This window comes from Bartonella sp. AP19HLJMH (assembly GCF_042196245.1).
Taxonomy (GTDB): Bacteria; Pseudomonadota; Alphaproteobacteria; order Rhizobiales; family Rhizobiaceae; genus Bartonella.
In genome coordinates this window covers 18,557-37,863 of record NZ_JBHIPX010000011.1, presented here as the reverse complement: position 1 = coordinate 37,863, position 19,307 = coordinate 18,557, and the positions used below count along the sequence as shown (strand labels likewise).

The 19,307-nt window shown below is 39.0% G+C and carries 13 protein-coding genes; 4 read left to right on the top strand and 9 right to left on the bottom strand.

Annotated features, from left to right (window positions below; genetic code table 11):
• Positions 1-29: 29 nt before the first annotated feature.
• Positions 30-1,076, bottom strand: a complete 1,047-nt coding sequence (gene htpX / locus ACFINR_RS06295) for a zinc metalloprotease HtpX (protein WP_375612723.1) — start codon at positions 1,074-1,076, stop codon at positions 30-32.
• Between the two features lie 83 nt (positions 1,077-1,159).
• Here htpX and ACFINR_RS06290 point away from each other — a divergent pair, with 83 nt between their 5' ends.
• Entirely contained in the window at positions 1,160-1,375 is a 216-nt protein-coding gene (locus tag ACFINR_RS06290) for a DUF1674 domain-containing protein (protein ID WP_375653355.1), read from the top strand.
• 134 nt (positions 1,376-1,509) lie between these two features.
• Here the strand turns inward: ACFINR_RS06290 and rpsP are convergent, their stop codons facing one another.
• The 4 genes from rpsP to ACFINR_RS06270 all read right to left on the bottom strand — a co-directional run bounded on the left by rpsP (position 1,510) and on the right by ACFINR_RS06270 (position 4,710).
• Positions 1,510-1,884: a 30S ribosomal protein S16 gene (gene rpsP, locus ACFINR_RS06285; protein WP_375653349.1), complete on the bottom strand. Its 375-nt coding sequence runs from the start codon at positions 1,882-1,884 to the stop codon at positions 1,510-1,512.
• A 16-nt stretch (positions 1,885-1,900) separates the two neighbouring features.
• Positions 1,901-2,230, bottom strand: coding sequence for a chorismate mutase (locus tag ACFINR_RS06280; protein ID WP_375638439.1), 330 nt, complete (start codon positions 2,228-2,230; stop codon positions 1,901-1,903).
• Between the two features lie 24 nt (positions 2,231-2,254).
• On the bottom strand, positions 2,255-3,823 hold the full coding sequence (gene ffh / locus ACFINR_RS06275) for a signal recognition particle protein (protein WP_375653404.1): 1,569 nt from the start codon (positions 3,821-3,823) through the stop codon (positions 2,255-2,257).
• Between the two features lie 230 nt (positions 3,824-4,053).
• A complete protein-coding gene (locus ACFINR_RS06270; RefSeq protein WP_375612226.1) occupies positions 4,054-4,710 on the bottom strand; it encodes a carbonic anhydrase in 657 nt (218 codons plus the stop codon).
• A 266-nt stretch (positions 4,711-4,976) separates the two neighbouring features.
• On the opposite strand from ACFINR_RS06270, the gene ACFINR_RS06265 reads away from it, so the two are divergent.
• On the top strand, positions 4,977-9,686 hold the full coding sequence (locus ACFINR_RS06265) for an NAD-glutamate dehydrogenase (RefSeq protein ID WP_375653343.1): 4,710 nt from the start codon (positions 4,977-4,979) through the stop codon (positions 9,684-9,686).
• A 1,184-nt stretch (positions 9,687-10,870) separates the two neighbouring features.
• Here ACFINR_RS06265 and ACFINR_RS06260 read toward each other — a convergent pair.
• The 4 genes from ACFINR_RS06260 to ACFINR_RS06245 form a co-directional block, all read right to left on the bottom strand.
• Positions 10,871-11,857, bottom strand: coding sequence for a DUF2125 domain-containing protein (locus ACFINR_RS06260; RefSeq protein ID WP_375632429.1), 987 nt, complete (start codon positions 11,855-11,857; stop codon positions 10,871-10,873).
• Between the two features lie 798 nt (positions 11,858-12,655).
• Positions 12,656-13,402, bottom strand: a complete 747-nt coding sequence (locus ACFINR_RS06255) for a glutamine amidotransferase (RefSeq protein ID WP_375606037.1) — start codon at positions 13,400-13,402, stop codon at positions 12,656-12,658.
• A 146-nt stretch (positions 13,403-13,548) separates the two neighbouring features.
• The gene (locus tag ACFINR_RS06250; RefSeq protein ID WP_375632428.1) at positions 13,549-15,108 is read right to left on the bottom strand and encodes a heme biosynthesis protein HemY; all 1,560 of its coding nucleotides are present in this window, start codon (positions 15,106-15,108) and stop codon (positions 13,549-13,551) included.
• Positions 15,109-15,119: 11 nt separating this feature from the next.
• The gene (locus tag ACFINR_RS06245) at positions 15,120-16,304 is read right to left on the bottom strand and encodes a COG4223 family protein (protein WP_375653338.1); all 1,185 of its coding nucleotides are present in this window, start codon (positions 16,302-16,304) and stop codon (positions 15,120-15,122) included.
• Between the two features lie 307 nt (positions 16,305-16,611).
• Between ACFINR_RS06245 and tsaD the strand changes: the two genes are divergently transcribed.
• Both tsaD and ACFINR_RS06235 read left to right on the top strand, forming a co-directional pair.
• Entirely contained in the window at positions 16,612-17,706 is a 1,095-nt protein-coding gene (gene tsaD, locus ACFINR_RS06240; protein ID WP_375632426.1) for a tRNA (adenosine(37)-N6)-threonylcarbamoyltransferase complex transferase subunit TsaD, read from the top strand.
• A gap of 695 nt (positions 17,707-18,401) precedes the next feature.
• A complete protein-coding gene (locus ACFINR_RS06235; protein WP_375632425.1) occupies positions 18,402-18,836 on the top strand; it encodes an EVE domain-containing protein in 435 nt (144 codons plus the stop codon).
• The last annotated feature ends 471 nt before the right edge of the window (positions 18,837-19,307 follow it).

Here is a 19,307-nt window from a genome sequence, read left to right as displayed (position 1 = left end):
CAGTTTTCTCAAGAGCTCTCTCAATAATTCTATGAACGAGATCTTTTTGAATTTTCATAACGAAGCCAAGAAGGACGTTTTGTAACACGCTGAAAAGAACTGTTTTCTTGCTCACCTAATGCATGAGCCTGACCACTATGAAAATCTCCATAGTTCATCCCGCTGCTTTTTTCATGTATAGCGTCTTCTTTATTCCATCCCACACTTTTGGCAAGAGCCCCTTTCATCTCTTCTGCTTGCCGATAAAGAGCAGCGATACGATTTGCAGTTGCTGGATGTGTCGAAAAAAGACTATCCGCTCCCTCACCGCTCAAAGGATTAATAATAAACAGATGCGCGGTTGCTGGATTATGCTCTGCTTCTTCATTATATACCCCACGTCCCCCATCAGCAATCTTACGCAATGCCGAAGCCAACCATAAAGGATTACCACATATTTCAGCCCCTCTCCGATCCGCAGCATATTCCCGTGTACGGCTAATCGCCATTTGCACCAGCATCGCTGCAAAAGGCGCCACGAGCAATGCAATAAATCCTCCAATTGCCCCAGCGCCATGAGAATCTTCTGAAGAATTACGCTGTCCTCCCATAAAGAAAGCAAAATTACCAAGCATTGAAATTGCCCCTGCAATCGTTGCGGTTAGAGTCATTGTTAACGTATCACGATGCTCAATATGTGCGAGCTCATGCGCCATAACGCCGGCAATTTCCTCAGCGCTTAACCGCTCTAACAACCCAGTACTTGCAGCAACAGCTGCATTTTGCGGATTACGTCCCGTTGCAAAAGCATTTGGCTGTGCATTCTCAATAACATAAACCTTTGGTTGAGGAAGAGAAGCCTTTTGTGCTAAATCGCTTACAATCTTATAATAAACTGGTGCTGAATGCTGATCAACTTCACGCGCCCCGTACATGCGTAAAACGATTTTATCTGAATTCCAATAAGAAAAAAAGTTTAAACCACTTGCCATCAAAAGAGCAATGACCATGCCACCACCCCCTCCAACAAGATAACCAACTCCCATAAAGAGAGCAGTTAAAAAAGCCAAAAGCATAGCTGTACGCATTATATTCATTACTCAAAAAACTCCATGATAAAAGTCAATCAATACTATATGATGGTGTTTTCTTTCTGCTTCTTCAATGGAATAGGTGTAAAATGAATAAAAAAGATGAGAAAACAAGCAAAAAAAATGCAACTGTCATTAAACAGCAATCTCTTTCTCCCGCAGCACAACGCGCCCTTAAAGAAGCTGAAGAAAGACGAAAACGCGCAGCAAAAAAGGAACAACCTTTAGAAAACGGCGGACGCGGCGGCAAAGACCCTTCCCGCTATGGAGACTGGGAAATTAAAGGCCGCGCCATTGATTTTTAAAACCATTGATTAAAAAAACCAGCGCGGTTTAAACAAGCAGCTTTTTAAAGAAAATCCGTTTTTGATAGACAAAAACGGATAATATGTATTTTTCTAAAGCTTTTAAAAACACGTTGATTAAACAATCATGCTTCTTATGCTGTAGCAGATTCTGCTTCAGCCGCTGCCGCTGCTTCTTCTGCCGCTTGCTTTGCTGCTGCTATACGTTCTTGTGCTTTTTTACCCAGTTCACCTTTATATGGATTATTACGAGTTGGACGCTTTTTCAAGCCAGCTGCATCTAAAAACCGTAAAACGCGATCTGTTGGTTGAGCCCCTTGCCCAAGCCAATATTGGATACGTTCTTCATTAAGTTTCACCCTCGGTCCATCTTTAGGCAACATTGGATCCCATGCACCAACACGTTCAAGAAACCGCCCATCGCGCGGACTACGAACATCTGCAACGACGATATGATAGTAAGGACGTTTTTTTGAACCTCCACGGGACAAACGAATTTTCAATGCCATATTTTATCTCCTATTGTCAGCTCTGGCTTTCGTTTAAATTGACTTTTTTTATTTTTTGCTCTTCAGCAATAACTTCATGATGACTCACAACTTCTTTAATAATAAATTTTAAAAATCTTTCAGCAAAATCAGGATCAAGATCACTATCCATAGCCAATTGCCGCAAACGCGCTACCTGATATTGCTCACGCAGAGGATCTACTTTAGGCAAATCATAACGCGCTTTTAAGCGCCCAACAGCTTTCGTACAACGAAACCGCTCTGCTAAGATATGAATCAAGGTTGCATCAAAATTATCAATGGATGCTCGTAAATGTGCCAATTCGTTTAATACTGTTTCCTGCATTATATTCCTTTCCCTCTTTACATCTTATTTTTTCTTAGGATGCTGAGGAAAATTTCCCCCATCGACAATGCCATTGGAAAGACTAGGAAATGTAGGTCCACGCTTAGGAAGTCCGGGCAAGAGCTTCCCTCCATTACCATTTTCAATTTGCTTTTGAAGCATTGAGAATTTCTTTGGATCCAATCCCGACAAATCCGGCATAGCTGGAGAATCCCCTCCCAAGTTTCCCATACCACCCAAACCCATTTTGGAACCAAGGCCTCCCAACATTTTTCCCATAAAACCACTTTTTCCTTTACCACCCATGGCTTTCATCATATCAGCCATTTGGCGATACATCTTCAAAAGTTTATTAATATCAGCCGCTGTCGTACCAGACCCCTTAGCAATTCGTTGTTTGCGGCTATGTTTTAAAAGCTCTGGATTCGCCCGCTCTTTGGGTGTCATAGATGAAATAATGGCCAATTGACGATCAAACAAACGATCATCAAACCCCGCAGCCGCAATCTGCTCTTTGACCTTCCCCATTCCTGGCAACATGCCCATAATACCGCCCATTCCACCCAGTTTTTTCATTTTCTGCAACTGTTCTGCAAGATCATTCAGATCAAATTTTCCAGCTTGCATTTTTTTTGTAAAAGCAGCAGCTTTCTCGTGATCCATTGTTTCAGCAGCTTTTTCAACCAAAGAAACAATATCCCCCATTCCGAGAATACGATCAGCAATACGACTGGGATGAAATTCTTCTAAAGCATCTATTTTTTCACCAGTTCCAATTGCTTTAATTGGTTTACCTGTAACAGCACGCATAGAAAGAGCAGCGCCACCACGCCCATCACTATCCATCCGTGTTAAAATAATCCCCGTAATCCCTACACGCTCATCAAAAGAACGAGCAAGATGAACGGCATCTTGCCCCGTCAAACTATCAGCCACCAACATAATCTCATGAGGAAGGGAACATGCTTTAATTTCAGCCAATTCGAGCATCAAAGCTTCATCAATATGATTACGTCCTGCTGTGTCAAGAAGAAGCACGTCATAACCACCCAATTTAGCAGCCTGTACGGCACGTGATGCAATATCAACAGGCAGCTGACCCGCAATAATAGGCAAGCTTGCAAGTTTTGCCTGTTCTCCCAATTGGCGCAATTGCTCCTGTGCAGCGGGACGGCGTGTATCTAATGACGCCATGAGAACTTTTTTATTGTGCTTATCAGTAAAACGTTTTGCAAGCTTTGCTGTTGTGGTTGTTTTTCCCGAACCTTGCAAACCAGTCATCATGATAACAACTGGAGCTGGTGCATTTAAATCACTCAGAACGCTTTCATTTCCAAGAATATGAACCAATTCATCATGAACAATTTTAACCACCATTTGGCCTGGTTTAATTGATTTAACGATTTCGGCCCCAACAGCTTTTTCCCGAACTCTATCGGTAAAAGAGCGCACAACATCAAGAGCAACATCAGCTTCCAATAAAGCGCGACGAATTTCACGCAGCGCCTCTACAACATCCTGATCCGATAAAGCGCCACGTCCCGTCAAATGAGACAGGATAGAACCAAGTCGCTCTTGCAAGGATTCAAACATCATTTACCTCATTGTTGCATAACAAACAAACCAAAATAGCATCCGAGAACGCATCGCGCCGTCGGATGTTGACCTCTGAGATCTCTTTATACCCTTAAACTGGGGTCTCAGTCGGTGGCTCCAAGTTAATTTTGTCACTGAAAGCTTGCTCCTTCAAACAATAAAACCCCAGCTTTGTCAAGTTTTATCATAAAATATCTTTTTATACGAAGAAATAAAAACAACAAATACTATACTTCAAAACTTTCAACTTCAACACGCATAAAACAACCTGTTTCCTGTTCCATGCTCCATAATTTTCCGCTAGAGATATCAAACCAAACACCATGCAATGTCAAAAAACCTTGATCTTTGCGAAGCTTTATCCACGGAAACGTCTCTAAATTTCTCAACGAATGGCGAATAGAAAGCTGCTCTAATGCCGTCTGTTTTTCTGGCCAAGACAACGACTTATTATTCAAAACGATTTCTGCTGCTGGTGCTAAAAGACTTATCCATTGACCGATAAAATCATTTGATAATAAAGATTTATATGTCTCATTAAGAGCAGTACGAATGCCTCCACAATGGGCATGACCAAAAACGACAATATGTCTCACCTCAAGCAATTGCACAGCATATTCAAGAGCTGCTGATGTTGCGTGATATTGGTCATCAGGAGAAAAAGGAGGAACCACATTCGCCACGTTGCGCAGAGTGAAAATTTCCCCTGGCTTAGCATCAAAAATCATTTCTGGTACTGCACGCGAATCACAACAAGCAATGACCAAAACTTCAGGTTTCTGCCCCTCAATCGCCAATTGCTGATAATCTGCTATTTTATATAAAAAATGATTGTTTATAAAGTTTTGGTAACCACTTAAAAGTCTTTCTGGTAAATGCGCCATTCTCTCTTTACTTTTGCTTCTTTTTTTACTTTCATTTTGTATATTTTAAAAAACAAACTATTAACATACAAAAATACTAAAAGCGCCCTTTCCTTGAAGCAAAATATTTCTTTAAAGTACAAAATATTACTAAAAAATAGCAAAAACAAACTCATTCTTTCCAAATAAAGAGCTATTTTCTTTAGAAAGAAGGTGTTACAGTATATAAAAAATATAATGGTCTGCTTTTAATAAAGACCCCTTAAGAGCAAAAAGGGAGAGTGAATGTGTTGCAACAAAAAAAAACAGAGACAAAAAACACCCAAGATAAAATAGAACAAATCCTTTTTGCCCAAACCGATAAAGAAGATATTGCTTATTATGAAAATGAAGAACTTCAAAAAGCCACAGCCATCGCGGTAAAAGCTTTTAATCTCCATCAGACGGGAAAAAATACCATCTGCTTTGAGCAAAATTTAACCCGCAGTAACAAACCTATAACCGTTATCACGCTTGTCAATGATAACAAACCCTTCCTTCTGGATTCTATTTTAAATGTTTTTAATCAACACAAAAACCATATCTATTTGATTGCACACCCCATTATTGATTGTGCTTCTGGAAAACGCATCAGTCTGATGCAAATTCACATCGAGTCATTAAACAAACAGCAAATACAAAAACTTGAAAATGAACTCACCTTAGTTCTTGAACAGGTTAATGCTGCTGTACAAGACTGGAAACCTATGCTTGAAGAAGTTGAAAAGCATATTCATGCCTACCAAATAAGTCTTCCCCCGCACTACAAACAAGAAGGCGAAAAGGCCATTGAGTTTCTTCACTGGCTAATGGACGATAATTTTATTTTCCTTGGTATGCGCACTTACAACTTCATCAAAGACCAAAAACCCCTAAAATCCTTTACGGCAAGTAATATTGAACTTGGTATACTCACGGATGCTTCTATTCATATTGTTGACGATAAAAGTATGAAAGAACCTCCTCAAGAAGTTTTATCCTTCATGGAAAGCGATAATCTGTTTATCGTGACAAAAGCGAACAGCCGCTCCAAAATTCACCGTTCTGTTTGGCTCGATTATATTGGTCTTAAAATCTTTGATAAAGAAAACCAACTCTGTGGAGAATTACGCATTGTAGGGCTTTTTACCTCCTCAGCTTATACACGTTCTATTTTGCAAATTCCTTTCTTAAAAGAAAAAGCCCGAACTATTATTCAACGTCTTGGACACAATCACGCCGATTATTCAGGAAAAGCACTCATCAGTGCTTTAGAAACCTATCCAAGAGATGAAATGTTTCGCTCTGATGTTGATACATTGACAGAAAACACTAAGCTTATTCTACAATTAGATGAGCGCCCACGTTTACGGGTTCTTGCCCACACTGATTCTTTTGGACGCTTTGTTTCTATCCTTGTCTACGTACCGCGTGACCAATATAGCAGCAGCCTGCGTGAAAAAGTTGGCGAACATTTTGTAGAGCTTTATAAAGGTGACTTTTTTGAATCTTATCCGCTATTTTTGGAAAGCACCCTTATACGTGTCTATTATATCATCCATCGCAAAGGAAACGAAACTGTTCCCCTTCACGAGCGCTCCACACTTGAACAACATGTACGTTCGATTGCACGAAGTTGGGAAGACAGGGTTCAAGCCATCGCTCTTAACAAGAAAATAACAGAGCAACAAACACGTCTAGCCAGTGAATTCCCCAACAGCTATCGTGATTTATTTTCAGCTGAAGACGCTATTAACGATGCCGGACATATTCTAAGTCTTCATGATGAAAAGCCCCTTTTCGTGATCTTTTATCACGCACAAAACAAAGAAAAACAGTGCATTTCTCTTCGGCTTTTTCACCGCCATGAAGCACTTGCCCTTTCCAAACGTGTACCACTCCTTGAAAATATGGGGTTTCGCGTTATTGCTGAACAAACCCTTGAATTACCAGATGGCAATGGGCGCTCTGTGTATCTTCATGATATGCAGCTAGAAAGTACTTTCCAACGCTGTATCGATTTTGAAAAAGACGGTCAAAAACACGCCGAAACCTTTGAAGCCATTTGGGCACAAAATGCTGATAATGACGGCTTTAATGCTCTCACCCAAACAGCTGAGCTTGATTGGCATGAAATTGTTATTTTGCGCCATTATGGGCGCTATCTCCAACAAGCTGGAATTCCTTATTCGCAAGATCGCGTTGCCCAAACTTTAAATGCTTATCCTGACATTACCCAAGATCTTTATGCTTTATTTCATTTAAAATTTCATCAAAGCCATACAGAAAAAGAACGGAAAAAAAACCAACAAGTTATTCAAAAGCGCATTGAAGAAAAATTACGGAAAGTCTCTGGTTTAGACGATGATCTCATTTTACGCCGTTATTGTAACCTTATCGAGGCGAGTTTACGAACGAATGCCTTTACGACTCTTCCTGATGGAAGTCCACGGCGTATTTTAGCCACCAAATTAAATCCACGCCAGATTGAAGGTTTGCCTGAACCGCGCCCTTACCGAGAAATTTTTGTTTATGGACCAGAAGTTGAAGGGGTCCATTTGCGTTTTGGACCTATCGCTCGTGGCGGCATTCGTTGGTCTGACCGTGCATTAGATTACCGCACCGAAGTGCTTAGCTTAGTCAAAGCCCAACAAGTTAAAAATGCGGTTATCGTTCCTGCAGGTGCAAAAGGTGGATTCTATCCCCATCGGCTTCCCCAAACAAATGACCGTGCTGTCATCATAGAAGCAGCACGACAAGCTTATACAGACTTTATAACAGCTTTGCTCTCCATTACAGACAATCTGATTAACGGCAAAATAAGTTCTCCCCACAATGTCATCTGTCATGATGACCCTGATCCCTATTTTGTTGTTGCAGCGGACAAAGGAACAGCAACTTTTTCTGATACAGCCAACGCCATCAGCCAAGCAAACCACTTTTGGCTTGATGATGCTTTTGCCTCTGGAGGTTCAGCAGGTTACGACCACAAAGACATTGGTATTACAGCTAAAGGTGCATGGGAAGCCGTCAAAAGACATTTTAGAGAATCATTTAATCACGATATTCAAACAACGCCCTTCACCTGTGTCGGTGTTGGCGATATGTCTGGTGATGTCTTTGGCAATGGAATGCTGCTTTCCAAACAAACAAAATTGATTGCCGCTTTTGATCACCGCGATATCTTTATTGATCCAGATCCGAACATAGACGAAAGCTATGTAGAGCGTACGCGTCTCTTCAGACTACCTCGCTCAAGCTGGCAGGATTACGATAAAACCAAATTATCAAAGGGCGGTGGTATCTTCTCACGAAAAGAAAAAACCATTACTCTCTCACCTGAAGCAGCACAAGCCATTGGTTTCGAAAAACAAACAGGAACACCCTTTGAAATTATCTCTGCTCTTCTCAAAGCCCCTGTTGATCTTTTATGGTTCGGTGGCATTGGTACTTATATCCGTGCTGCAACAGAAAATGATGCCCAAGTAGGTGATCGCGCAAATGATGCAATACGCATTACCGGAGAACAAGTGCGTGCAAAAATTATTGGTGAAGGAGCTAATCTTGGTGTTACACAACGTGGACGGATTGAATATGTCTTAAATGGTGGTCGATGCAACACGGATGCCATTGACAATTCTGCTGGTGTGAATTGTTCTGATATTGAGGTCAATCTCAAAATTGTTCTTGCATCAGCACTACGTGCCAAAACGTTAACCCGCGAAGATCGCAATAAGCTCTTGAAAAAAATGACGCCTCAAGTCGAGCAACTCGTCTTGCGTAACAATTATCTACAACCTCTTGCGCTTTCTTTGGCGGAAAACCAAAGCACTACTGATTTGCCCTATCAAATACGCTTTATGCACGATTTGGAACAAAAAAAGCTTCTAGATCGCAGAGTTGAAATACTCCCTGATGAGCAAATTTTACGACAAAGAACAACCCAAGGCAAAGGTCTTCTCCGTCCAGAACTCGCCGTTATTTTTGCCTATGCTAAATTGACCTTAAAAGAAGAAATTGCTAATAGCCCCATTGTTGATGATCACTATTTCAATACAGCCCTGCTGAACTATTTTCCAACCCAAATTCAAGAAAATTTTAAGAAGGAAGTTATTAACCATCAATTGCGTCGTAATATTATCGCAACGCTGATTGCCAACGATATTGTAAATCGTGGAGGCCCCACTTTTGTTAATAGACTACACGATGCAACAGAACAAAAGACTGAAAATATTATTCGCGTTTTTATTGCCATCCGCGATGGTTTCGAAATTCCTCAATTGTCTGAGCAAATTGATAAGCTTGATAATAAAATACCCGGTCTTGTCCAAAATAAATTCTACGCAACAATGACCCCAATGCTCTTTGAAACAACCAATTGGGGTTTGCACAACATAGATCTCTCACGTCCACTAGAAGAAATTGTAAAAACAATAAAGCAAGCCCGTAGCGTTATTGAAAAAGAGCTTATGCATTCTCACGACAACGATATTAAGCAAAAGATTGAAGAAAAAGCATTACACTACAGCGAAGAGGGAGCACCAAAAGCATTAGCGAAACAATTAGCCCTCTTGGAAGCTGCTTCAACAATCTGTGATATTTCTTTAATTGCAAAAAAAAGCAACAGTGATCTTATTAAAACTGCAGAGATCTACTTTTCACTTGCGCAAATCATTCGTATAAACCGCATTAACGAAGCAAGTCGTATAATTCCTGTAGTAGATTATTATGATAGTATGGCTTTAAGCCAAGCCAAAGAAAATGTTTCTGAAAGCTTTCGGCAAATCGTTATGAAAATCCTCAAAAATTATGGAAAGAAAAAAGATCCTTTTGACACTTGGAAAAAAACAGAAGAAGATCATATTCACAACATTACAAACCGCATTAGCGCCCTTATTGAAAATGATCTCAATATTTCTCGTTTTACTTTTGCAGCAGGATTGATTTCTCAACTTCAAAATATTGGCTTTCAAACCTAAAGAAAATACAAAACGACCCTCTCAATCTCCCGTTCTATCCCACCACCAGAACAAACCAACTAAGACAGAGCAGAAGTTTGCATTTTAGACATAACACCAAAAATAAAAATCTCGCTATTTATCACAATAGAATTGTTTGCAACAATTTCAAAAAAACAACAGGATTGATTTCTCACCCTAAAAACATAAACTTTCAGACTTAAAAGCAGTACAAAACAGCTAAGCTTTTGCTCCGTTCTATCCATCCATGACGAAGCAGCAAGGAAAGAACGGAGGCGCTATCCCGCATTTTTAGACAGAGCACTAAAAATAAACTCAAATTTTACTGTCAAATATCCTTCATCATAAAAATATAATATATTGATTTACAGTTATAATTTTATCATTTTTATGATAACTGATAATCCGATATTCTAAATTTGTCTCATTTAAAATCTGTTTATATTCAATTAATTAACCCCATTTCCCCTTGCATATTGCAAATGGGAAAGCCAAATAGATAAAAACAGTAAAGAAAGGACTAAAAATGCCCCTCATAAACCGCCTCAAGTGCCAAAAGCTGCAGTAACATTGGGAGTTAGCAAATATAAGCAAATATAAATATGGTGATGTTTTCCCCTAGCTTGTTACTCCGTAACCGAAAAGATGATGGTGCTTAATGGCTTTATCCTTATACCATTCATAGGCGACATCGTGAAATAGGAAGCACTGAGAACTATTTTTTTAACAAATGCGTAAAATCGAATAAAAAATGACAGTAAAGATGGATGTTGATTTTCCCCTTTACAACTTCATATCTTCCTCCAACTAGGCTATTTACTTGTTTTAAGAGGTTACACCCAAACAGATATATGCAATATGCTCATTCCATACATAAAGACAAAGGTTCCTAACAAGAACCACACCACCTGTATAAAAAGGCAATTCAGCATACTTTAAAATGCCACTTTTTCCATACAAACACTGTTACTATATGTAGTTTGATATAAGATTTTGTACTAAGTGAAAAGAGGTTGGACGAGTTAGGAGTAGGTGGTAATTTTTTATTTTTATAGCTATTTTTTTACCATTAAATACGCATTTTGTTAAAATAGATTTTGACACTCTAAAATTGTAAAAAAGTATGAAAATCAGAAAAAATCGAAATTTGGTAGTAAAAATGAAAAAAGGCTTTGGTACAACACCTAAAGTGGAGCAAGACGACCAAGTTTTAAAAATCCCAGTTTTACCCACCCATTGTTAATGAGCAAGGAAAGAACGGGAGCGCCGTCCGCATTTTTAGGCAAAGCACCCAAAATAAAAAATAACGCTTGAAGATTATTGGCTTGCGCGGGAAATAAGCGCTGCAGAGTGTCAAGAAGCTTCATGGACTGAATAAGGACAAGTTCAAATTTTGCTGTCAAATATCCTTCATCATCAAAAGAAAAAGGTCCACTAATACGCACTGCACCACCTGTATGAAAAGTCAATTCACCTTGCTTTAAAAGTCCACTTTTTCCATACAGTCGCTGTTGCCAATTTTTTTCTTCATGTTCAAACAGAAGAGAGGCATCATTTAAAATCCATTTCAAATTGCCATCAATTTTAGGAATATCAACAAAAGAAGATTTTAAAAAGGGAGAAGCATCAAAACCGTCAAAAGTTATATGTCCCGATAAATCATTCTTTTCATGTTTAAGATCAAGTCGAAAAAATTCTGCCGTTATTTTTTGAGGCATGTCTTGTGGCTCTAACGGCTGAATAATCACGTCATGCGTATTTTGCAAAGATGCCGGATCTTCAATATTTTCTTGTGTCGTTTTTTTATCTGTCGTTGGTGCTCTTAATGCTTCTTGAAGCTTTTGATCTTCAGGGGAAGAGGAAAAAGATGAAATCTCAAGCCCTTCAGCTATAAACTTCAATGTTTTACCCGTTTTCCAATAAGGCTCTGTTTCAATCACCAAATTGCGCCAATGCGATACTATGGGAGTTTTTCCGGAAAAAACAATTAATGCAGGAGAATGAACATTAAACTCGACCAAATGAGGTGCGTAAATTGGTGCACCAGCTGTCAAACGCCCCGTCGATAAAGAAACTCCATGTAAAGGCCAAGAAAATTGAAACTTGTCACAAACAACACCGACACGTAAAGGATAACCATCCTTGTGCACATTCTCACATACCGCCGCCATATTATGGGAAGATACTTTTGTGAATATATTAGAAACATAGTCTTCTATTTTACGCGAAAAAAAAACCAGAGTGCGCTATAAATAAATATCAGAGCAAGACAAAAGAGCCCACAAATTAAATAACTCAAAGAAAAACTTTTTTGTGATGATGGTATTTGAAAGGATTTAGACAATATTCAAACTTTCTTTATCTCTTAACTTCCTCCCCACCCTAAAAAGGATAAAGATTCCCAACCACGTTCAGTTTATACACAATCCAACTTCTTAATCGACCGGATTTTATCTACTGATCACTTCAAGAAGTCCCTATACATCGTTCTAAAGTACAGTATCTCATAAGCTCAATAAACAAGATTTTCTTAAAAAAAACCCATTACACCCTTTAACAAAAAACACCTCATGTGTAAAGTTTTACATAGATTTTCTACCTCTAGCTTAAACCATACTGTTTTACAGCACAACAAAAATGATAATGAATAGTGTTTCTTAACGATAAAGCCATTGAGCCCCCCATCTTTACGCTTATGGAGACCCCAAAGCCAGCACCATCATTATATTTGGCTAGCCCCCAAATGTTGCGACAGCCCTTGGCACTTAAGACAGTTCATAAGAAGCATTTTTAGTCTTTTCTTATACAGTTTTTGCCCACACGCCAGCCCTACTTGTGACATGCAAACAAGAGGTTTTTATTGAGTCAACATACACAGGTTTGGAATGAAAAAACCTTACTATATTCGGGGTTCTCATTCAATATACAAAACTGTGAATTACCTATATAAATCAATTCGTTGTCAACAATCACACAAGTACGGGCGGTGTACAAAAAATCTGGTGTAATGCGCTTTCAAACCATTGGCTCAAAGCTCGATCATAGATTAAACGACCTTTCAAATGTGCACAAGCAGGTTGAGCACCTTTTTCAGTCAATTTATGTGCCGAACGCACGACCAAACGCCGCATCATAGCGCGTGTAAATTCAGCATGAAACTGCAAGCCCCATGCATTGTTTCCATAACGAAAAGCTTGTGTAGGATATGTATTCCCTGTTGCCAAAAGCATTGCCTCTTTCGGTAAATCATAAATACCTTCATCATGGAAATGGTAGACCATCTCTGGCCAATTCATCAATTCCTTCCCTTGTGGGGTTGCTTCTAGTGGATACCAGCCGACTTCAACAGTCCCATCACTTCTTGTACCAACGCGCCCCCCTAGATTTCGCGCTAACATTTGTGCTCCAAGACAAATACCCAAAAAAGGCTTATTTTCCTTTAGTGATAACGAAATCCAATCAATTTCCTCACCAATATAGGCTTCGCTGTCATTCACACTCATCGGTCCCCCTAAAATAACAACGCCGGCATAATGCTCTAATGTATCAGGGAGTTTTTGTCCAAAAATAGGACGATAAATATCAAGAACAAAACCATTTTGTTGTAAAAATTTTCCCAACCGACCAGTATAGGTAGAGCGCCGATGAATAACGACAGCAATCCTTGGTTTGTTATTTTTTTGTTTTTTATCAAGACATCTCTGATTTAAAAACATTTTTTAACCAATCACCTCTGCTACCAAGCAAAACTTTATTTTTAAAGCATAAGAGAATAATTTTATTGGACAAGACTAACGATATTTTTTCTTCTAGGTCAATTGTTTCTTCTGAGAAAACATTCGTATTATCACATTGGTGCAATTTAAAATAAACGAAATTTTTTCCTCGATAAAGATGTTTCTTCTTCTGTTTTAACCCCTGGATCATCAACATTTAAGTGAGTTTGACTGAACATTTTTACATCTTTTTCTTTTATATCTTGTTTCTCCACCTGCACATTATGCAAAAGAGAATCATCTATAGGTGTTAATTTTTCAAGCTTCTTATCTCCAACATCATCACTTTTTCCCATAACATACTCTTTGTCTTGCCTTTTCGACACAATATTGTCCGCCTCTAATGTGAGAGAAGGCATACAAGGAGGCGCCTTCCATTCAAAACAGCCCAAACGTCCACTGATTGGAGAAACCACTGACCAAGAAGAAAAAATGGCCCCATCACACATCCACACTGGATCACGTTCAGCACGAAGTGCTAAAGAAAGCCATTGACGCACAGCACCTTGATTGTTTCCCTGTGCCTCTTCAATATCTGCCAACAATAAATAAACACTTTCCCGTGGATGACATTGTAATGCTTTTTGTGCCTTCTCTCTTGCTAATGCCGTTTCACCAGCATCCAAAGCTGCTTTAGCAATAAGGAAAGCCGACTCAAATGCATCTTTATTATAAGAAGCAAGTGTCTTAGCCCTTTTCAATCGCCCAATGGCTCCTTCTTCTCTTTCAAGATAAAGCGCTCCCAAGTCAGGATGAGGCTCCTTTTGCCAAGCCGCTATAATCATTTTATCCGCTTTACGCGTTTCGTTTAATTTATAAAGAATATCAGCAGCAATAACTATTATTGGAACAAAATCAGGCGCCAATTTATGGGCTTTCAAAATAGCTTCACGTGCTTGTACAGGATGTGTATCAAACAAAGAAAGTGCCTGCCCACTTAGTAGTAAAACCTGTATATGCTGCCGCTCTGGAATCGCGCGAATAGAACGCGGGAGAGCTTTTTGCGTTCTTTCAAAAATAGTAAGTGCCTTATCCCATTTACCCTCAGTACTTAACCGATCAAGCACCGCCTGATGCGCCCATAAAAGTGCTGGCGATAAAGTCAGTGCCTCTTCGGCATATTGTTGCGCTGCTTCATAAGCTTTACTCTTCATCGCTTCACGAAACAAACCATAAAGTCCAACCAGTTTTGTCGGATCTTCCTTTCTCATCTCTTCATAAAGACCGATGGCGCGAACAGAGTCATTTTGTAAAGACAAGGTTTGCGCTTGTAAGAGTTTTACCAATGGCTCTTGTTTCCCTGCAAGATATTTAGCAACACGTGCTTCCATTTTTTGCGCAACCATACTATCACCAGCAAAAGTTGCAAGAATCCCCTTTGAAAGAGCTTCGTAACCACGCTTTTGATGGCGTTTATAAAAATAATTGGAAAGAGCATTCGGTATGGAAAAAAAGAAAGACAATAACCACCATAAAAGCACCAGCGTTACAAAAAATAAAATAAGCACACTTAACACTGTAAGAAATGAAGCAGAAAATCTGAAATGCAAAAATGTGAGAACAAAAATACCATTGTGATTAGCTACCCACGTGAAAGCTAAACCGAGGATACAAACAACAAAAATATAAATAAAAACACGTATCATCTTGGGCCTATTTACATCTTTGTTGCTTTAAAAGATCCTTGTTGCACAGACAATAACAATTGCTGCAACAACTGTTGAATAGCAATATGTCTTTCAAGCTGCTTAACAAAATCCATTGAAACATCTTTTGCACTTTGAGGCAATGATTGCCATTCGCTCAAAGCCTTTTCGTAATCACCAGTTTGAATGGCAACTTCCATGCGTGCCGCAATAGCCCCCAGCGTTGTCCCTTCAACATTTCCAATCGGTCGCGAAACAATGAGCCCTTTTATCCACGCTAAAATTCGGTCAAAAAAACCAGCATCTGACGCAACAAGATTTTGCGTACCAACAATTGCATCGGCAACATGAGAAAAATCAACTGAAAGTTGTGCTGAACTTGGAAGACCCACAGTAGCTGTTTTTTGCAACACATCAAGTCCATTAATCGAAGGCGATAATTGTTGTAACAGCTTTAATTCATTATTATAAGATCCACCACGCTCTATAGCATTTTTTAATGAACTAATTGCAGTAAAGAGCGCGGTATCTATTTCTTTTTTCTCACTATTTTTAACAGCAGTTTCTTCCTGTAGTGCTTCTAACTGTTGTTTTAACGCAGCAAGATCATTTGCATTGCTCTGCCCAACAGACAAAGCCGTCTCTATCTCTTTCGACTTTCTAACAAAAGTTTGTACAGTTTCTTCAAGAGCTTTTACTTTTTCCTCTAAAATCGCAAAAGCTTTTTTGCTTTCTTCTTTCGATAGTTCATCATTTTTCGTTGTTTTAAACTGTTGTGATGAAAAAGAAGAAAACTCTGTTTTTAACGTATCAATTTCTTGAAAGACCCGCCTCAATTGTTCCTTTGTGTCTTCACCTTGACTTTTTGCGGCTTCAGCAATCTGCAAAGCTTTTTCTCCTCCAGCAGAATTTTCCACAAAAGGAGAAGGAAAAAAACCAGCCCATTGAAGCCCCATAAAAACTCCCAAAGCAATGAATCCTCCCAAAATCCCAGAAAGGGACAAGAAAAGCCAAGTTGTACTAGAGATACTTTTATCCTGACCTTGCATATTCTGTTTTTCTCGCGCATGAGATTCTACAGAATTATGGATTTTTTCCTCTGAATCATGGGGAACAGCTTCATGTTCAATAACTGGTTTCTTACGGCGCGTACCAGCATAATGTGGTTTAACTTTTGGTTTTGAAGAATCGACCATCTCTGTCACTTTTCGTGCACACTTTTTTTAATGATAAAATAATAAAATGAAAAAAGTTTTAAAAACGCAGCTTTTCTCAATAATATTTACAATTATCGCCTTTAATAGACAAGTTTTAAAAAAACATTTGCATTTTATACTCGAAAATACAGCTTTATTTTTTAATCAATGATATCATAAAATTCAAAGAAAACGCCAAAACACATATTTTTCATAGAAAAAACAATTCTAAGAGAAATACTTTGCATCTTTTTCTGTTCATGGTACGCACGCAGGAAAGAAGCTTCAATATAAGGTTTTGTTTAAAATGCGTCTGCTGGGAATAGAAACAAGTTGTGATGAAACGGCAGCGGCTGTCATTGAATATAACAATGAATCAAACAGCCGAATTCTTTCCAATGTTGTTTGGAGTCAAATTGATCACCATGCACCTTACGGCGGTGTTGTTCCTGAAATTGCTGCTCGTGCCCATGTTGAAGTTCTTGATCATTTAATTCTGCAAGCACTAACAGAAGCAAACACAAAATTAAAAGATATTGATGGCATTGCAGCCACCAGTGGGCCTGGTTTGATAGGAGGATTGTTGGTAGGCGTTATGAGCGCAAAAGCACTCTCTCTTGCCACTGGCAAACCATTTATTGCGGTAAATCACTTAGAGGGACATGCTTTAACAGCTGTGTTAACGCACAACGTCAGCTTTCCTTATTTATTACTTTTAGTTTCAGGAGGTCATACACAAACAATTATTGTTCATGGAGTAGGCAACTATCAACGTTTAGGAACCACTATTGATGATGCATTAGGAGAAGCCTTTGATAAAACAGCAAAACTTTTAGGTCTTCCTTATCCTGGTGGACCAGCACTTGAAAAAGCAGCTTTATTTGGTGATAAAAATCGCATCCCTCTTCCACGACCTTTAAAAGGTGAAAAACGGTTAGACTTTTCTTTTTCAGGACTCAAAACTGCTGTTCGACAAGCCGCAACAGCCATAGCTCCTCTTACAGAAAATGATATTGCTGACATTGCCGCAAGTTTTCAAGCCGCCGTGACTGATACGGTACGTGATCGTGTTCACCTAGCTTTACAACACTTTGCCCACCAATATCCTCTCTCTCATGATCAAGAAAAGCATTCTCCTGCTTTAGTTGTTGCGGGCGGTGTTGCCGCAAACCAAGCCATTCGCTCTACGTTGCAAGAACTTGCCCGTCAACATGGTTTTGAATTTATAGCCCCTCCTCTTTCCTTGTGTACCGATAATGCTGCAATGATTGCTTTTGCCGGTGCACAAAAACTCGCACGAGGAGAAACAAGCTCTCTTGACATTGCACCCCGCTCACGCTGGCCATTAGATGAAAAAGCCCCGCCCTTGATCGGGATGGGACGCCGTGGAACAAAAGCATAATAAAATTGACGTCCCACACACATCTTAAAGAACGAAGATTTCTACTCAATCCGGTCTATAGATAGTCCGAATTCTCTATCGAGCAGATTCCACCTGCTTCCCACTCACACAATTCACTTAACCCAAAGATCGACACGTAAACCTAAATATTCACCACACATTCTTAAAAACTTCATGTTTCAAAAAATTGCTTTATATCATTACACTTCAAATGACGGTATTTTACAGCATAATAAGACGCACTCTATCCCACAAAGCATAGATATGAATGCCATTCGTTGACCTCATCATCTTTGACCATTTATTCGTTTCATTGTCATTGTAATTTTAAAGCTTTTTAGAACCAATTTTCTTGCTAAATTCTCTCCAACGCAATGCTCCAATGATCCTATAGTAACTACATTTCAAACAGCAGCTGAAAAGATGATTAAGCTTCCACATGGCTGAGCAATTTTAAGTCTATTACTTCGATACACTGATATATTTTTCTGCTACAAGATAAGCAAAATACCTTTATACAACATAAAATATCAATGGAGCGCATTTTTCTATATACAAGTTATTTTGAAATAAGAAAAAACAGATAATGCCCGTTCTTTACTCCATTTTAAAAATCACCCTTGATGATATTACAAAGATACTTATAAAAAATTGGACATGACGAATGCATAACAATCTATGAAAAAGGTGAACACATGGCTTATTGGCTTTTTAAATCTGAACCCCATAAATGGTCATGGGAGATGCAAAAGAAAAAAGGAGCTGATGGCGAACAATGGGATGGTGTACGCAATTATCAAGCTCGTAATAATATGCGCGCTATGAAATATGGTGATAAAGGTTTTTTTTATCATTCAAATAAAGGTTTAGAAATTGTAGGAATTGTAGAAATATGTGCTGAAGCGCACCCTGATTCTACAAGCTCTGATCCACGCTGGGAATGTGTGGATATCCGTGCACTTTGTGACATGCCAACACCTGTTTCATTAAAACAAATTAAAGCTAATCCCAAACTAGCAAATATGGTGCTGGTCAAAGCCAGCCGCTTATCAGTGCAACCCGTGACAGAAGATGAATGGAAAGAAGTCTGTTTGATGGGCAACCTTAAGAGGGAAATGCTTTTATCTTAAAACAATAATTTTTATTCATTAACTCATATAAAAAGATGCTTCATAGCGCAGAAGAATAAGCACAACACCTCCTTCTGTTGAGGTATTCTCATGCTAAATGCATAAATATGATATTTTTCTTTGTCATTTTTTATCCTGCACTCTTTCTCAATACAGTCTCCTTCCAAATTACACAAAAAACCTCTTTATGATGCATCTTTTCGGCATTGCTAAAGGCAAAGCTTGCTCAACGATTATAATAAGCAACACCACGAACATAACACACAGCCCCTTCACACACAAATGCAACAAAAAAACAAAACTGAACGTGGATAAAAAACAATAAAAATGATCGTGAAATTCTCCTAAACAGTGCATATGTGCTAGGTGTTGCACAATTCTCTTCACGCTTAAAAAACGCATCATATTGCGTGTTCATTGTTTTGCATGTTGGACGAGTGCGCCTCATACCGCAGGATTCTCTCATTCCCA

Excerpts from the sequence above, each read along its gene's own strand:
- htpX (WP_375612723.1), bottom strand. The coding sequence starts at position 1,076 with ATGAATATAATGCGTACAGCTATGCTTTTGGCTTTTTTAACTGCTCTC.
- ACFINR_RS06290 (WP_375653355.1), top strand. The coding sequence starts at position 1,160 with ATGAATAAAAAAGATGAGAAAACAAGCAAAAAAAATGCAACTGTCATT.
- rpsP (WP_375653349.1), bottom strand. The coding sequence starts at position 1,884 with ATGGCATTGAAAATTCGTTTGTCCCGTGGAGGTTCAAAAAAACGTCCT.
- ACFINR_RS06280 (WP_375638439.1), bottom strand. The coding sequence starts at position 2,230 with ATGCAGGAAACAGTATTAAACGAATTGGCACATTTACGAGCATCCATT.
- ffh (WP_375653404.1), bottom strand. The coding sequence starts at position 3,823 with ATGTTTGAATCCTTGCAAGAGCGACTTGGTTCTATCCTGTCTCATTTG.
- ACFINR_RS06270 (WP_375612226.1), bottom strand. The coding sequence starts at position 4,710 with ATGGCGCATTTACCAGAAAGACTTTTAAGTGGTTACCAAAACTTTATA.
- ACFINR_RS06260 (WP_375632429.1), bottom strand. The coding sequence starts at position 11,857 with ATGGCGGCGGTATGTGAGAATGTGCACAAGGATGGTTATCCTTTACGT.
- ACFINR_RS06255 (WP_375606037.1), bottom strand. The coding sequence starts at position 13,402 with ATGTTTTTAAATCAGAGATGTCTTGATAAAAAACAAAAAAATAACAAA.
- ACFINR_RS06250 (WP_375632428.1), bottom strand. The coding sequence starts at position 15,108 with ATGATACGTGTTTTTATTTATATTTTTGTTGTTTGTATCCTCGGTTTA.
- ACFINR_RS06245 (WP_375653338.1), bottom strand. The coding sequence starts at position 16,304 with ATGGTCGATTCTTCAAAACCAAAAGTTAAACCACATTATGCTGGTACG.
- tsaD (WP_375632426.1), top strand. The coding sequence starts at position 16,612 with ATGCGTCTGCTGGGAATAGAAACAAGTTGTGATGAAACGGCAGCGGCT.
- ACFINR_RS06235 (WP_375632425.1), top strand. The coding sequence starts at position 18,402 with ATGGCTTATTGGCTTTTTAAATCTGAACCCCATAAATGGTCATGGGAG.